The sequence below is a fragment of the Synechococcus sp. BA-120 BA3 genome, assembly GCF_034931285.1.
GTDB lineage: Bacteria > Cyanobacteriota > Cyanobacteriia > PCC-6307 > Cyanobiaceae > Cyanobium.
Genome location: NZ_JAYGHZ010000123.1, coordinates 1 through 2,810 on the forward strand (window position 1 = coordinate 1; position 2,810 = coordinate 2,810).

Consider the following 2,810-nt stretch of genomic DNA (forward strand, 5'->3'; position numbering starts at 1 on the left):
GTGCGGCCCCGCCTGGCGCGGGTGCTGGAGGCCTTCGCCGCCGAACGCCTGGCGGTGCATCACTTCGCCTCGGTCAGCGGCTACGGCCACGGCGACCTGGGCCGGGAGGTGCTGGATCGAGTCTTCGCCCGGGTGCTGCAGGCCGAAGCCGCCGCCGTGCGGCTCCAGTTCGTCAGCGGCACCCACGCCATCACCGCCGCCCTGTTCGGGGTGCTGCGCCCCGGGGACCGGCTGCTGGCGCTCACCGGCCGCCCCTACGACACCCTTGAGGAGGTGATCGGGCTGCGGGGCTCGGGCCAGGGGTCCCTGGCCGAATTCGGCATCACCTACGACGAGCTGCCCCTCACCGCCGCCGGCGAGGTGGACGAGGCGGGCCTGGAGGACGCCCTGGCCCCGGAGACGCGGATGGTGCTGATCCAGCGCAGCTGCGGCTACAGCTGGCGCCCCTCGCTGTCGGTGGCCACGATCGGCCGCCTCTGCGAGCGGGTCAAGGCGCTGCGGCCCGACTGCCTCTGCTTCGTCGACAACTGCTACGGGGAACTGGTCCAGGACCAGGAACCCACCGCCGTGGGGGCTGACCTGATCGCCGGTTCGCTGATCAAGAACCTCGGCGGCACCATCGCGCCGACGGGGGGCTACGTGGCCGGCCGGAGGGAGCTGGTGGAGATGGCCTGCTGCCGGCTCACCGCGCCAGGCATCGGCAGCGAAGGCGGCACCGGCTTCGACCAGTACCGCCTGCTGTTCCAGGGGCTGTTCCTGGCCCCCCAGATGGTGGCGGAGGCCCTGATCGGGGCTGATCTGGTGGCCGAGGTGTTCGCCGGCCTGGGCTATGGGGTGAACCCCGCCGCCGGGGCCGAGCGCAGCGACGTGATCCAGGCGGTGCGTCTCGGCGATCCCGACCGGCTGATCGCCGTCTGCCGGGCGTTCCAGCGCTGCTCCCCGGTGGGGGCCTACCTGGACCCGGTGCCGGCCCCCATGCCCGGCTACGCCAGCGATCTGGTGATGGCGGGCGGCACGTTCATCGACGGCAGCACCAGCGAGTTCTCCGCCGACGCGCCGCTGCGGGAGCCCTGGGTGCTCTATGCCCAGGGCGGCACCCACCACGGCCATGTGGCCCTGGCCCTGGAGCGGGCCCTGGCGGCCCTGGCGGAGGCAGACTGAGGACCGCTTCTCCGCACCACACCGGCCTTGGCGCACTCCTTCCCCGACGACTGCCGCTACTCCGAGAGCCACGAATACGTGCGCCCGGAGGGTGACCTGGTGCGGCTCGGGATCAGTTCCTTCGCCGTCGATCAGCTGGGGGACATCGTCTTCGTCGAGCTGCCGGCGGTGGGGGCCGCCCTGGAGCGGGGCACCAGCTTCGGCAGCGTCGAATCGGTCAAGGCGGTGGAGGACCTGATGGCCCCCGTGAGCGGCACGGTGGAAGCCCGCAACGAGGCGGTGCTGGCCAGCCCCGAAGAGCTCCAGAACGATCCCTACGGGGAGGGCTGGCTGCTGCTGGTGCGGCTGGGAGCCCCCGGCGAGATCGACCAACTGATGGATGCCGCCACCTACGGGGCCAAGGTGCAGGCGGGCTGATTGTCCTTAGGATCCCGCCACCTCCAGCCCGAACGCCCGTGTCCGCCTCCTTCCTGGTCCGGCATCTCGGTCCGGATTCCGAGGATCAGCAGCGGATGCTGGCGGAGCTCGGCCTCGGGTCCCTCGATCAGCTGGCGGCCGAGGTGGTTCCCGCCGACATCCTGCTGACGGCGGACGAGGCGGAGGTCGGCCTGCCGCTCCCCTGCCCGGAGGCCCAGGCCCTCAAGGAGCTGGGGGCGCTCGCCTCCCGCAACCAGGTGCTGCGCAGCCTGATCGGCCTCGGCTACCACGGCACGGCAACGCCGGCCCTGATCCAGCGCCACGTGCTGGAAAACCCCTGCTGGTACACCGCCTACACCCCGTACCAAGCGGAGATCGCCCAGGGGCGGCTGGAGGCCCTGCTCAATTTTCAGACCCTGGTCAGCGAGCTGACGGGCCTGCCGATCTCCAACGCCTCCCTGCTGGATGAGGCCACCGCCGCCGCCGAGGCGATGGCGATGGCGGCGGCGGTCACGACCCGCCGCGGCGCCCGCCGCTTCCTGGTCGACCGGGCCGTCCTGCCCCAGACCCTCGCCGTGCTGCACACCCGGGCCGAGCCCCTGGGGATCGTCATCGAGACCGTCGACGCCGAAGCCGCCGCCGGCAACCCCGATGGGGTGCTGGGTGAGGACGTCTTCGGCCTGCTGCTGCAGCTGCCCGGCGTCGAGGGCCGGCTCTGGGATCCTTCAGAGCTGCTGGCGGCGGCCCGCTCCGGCGCCGTGATCAGCACGGTGGCCGTGGATCCCCTGGCCCAGGCGCTGCTGGCTCCGGTGGGCACGCTGGGCGCCGACATCGCCGTCGGCAGCCTGCAGCGCTATGGCGTGCCGATGGGGTTCGGGGGGCCCCACGCCGCCTTCTTCGCCACCCGCGAGGACTTCAAGCGCCAGATCCCCGGCCGCCTGGTGGGGCAGTCGAAGGATGCGGAGGGGAACCCGGCCCTGCGGCTGGCCCTCCAGACCCGGGAGCAGCACATCCGCCGTGACAAGGCCACCAGCAACATCTGCACCGCCCAGGTGCTGCTCGCCGTGATGGCGAGTTTCTATGCGGTCCACCACGGCCCCGACGGCCTGGAGGCCATCGCCCGTCGCCTGACCGTGCTGCGCCAGGGCCTGGTGCTGGCCCTGGACGCCCTGGGCCTGCCGGCCGATCCGGGCGCCGGCTTCGACACCGTCGTGGTGCGCACGGCCTCGGCC

Annotated in this window: 3 protein-coding genes; all 3 read left to right on the plus strand. The window is 72.6% G+C overall.

What is annotated here, in order from left to right; translation table 11 throughout:
- Positions 1-1,161 (plus strand): methionine gamma-lyase family protein (locus tag VB737_RS06235; RefSeq protein WP_500312034.1); only part of this gene is annotated, 1,161 nt, incomplete at its 5' end.
- 27 nt (positions 1,162-1,188) lie between these two features.
- Positions 1,189-1,578, plus strand: coding sequence for a glycine cleavage system protein GcvH (gene gcvH, locus VB737_RS06240; protein ID WP_500312036.1), 390 nt, complete (start codon positions 1,189-1,191; stop codon positions 1,576-1,578).
- A gap of 38 nt (positions 1,579-1,616) precedes the next feature.
- Positions 1,617-2,810, plus strand: a 1,194-nt coding sequence (locus tag VB737_RS06245; RefSeq protein ID WP_500312038.1) for a glycine dehydrogenase, incomplete at its 3' end; no start/stop codon positions are given.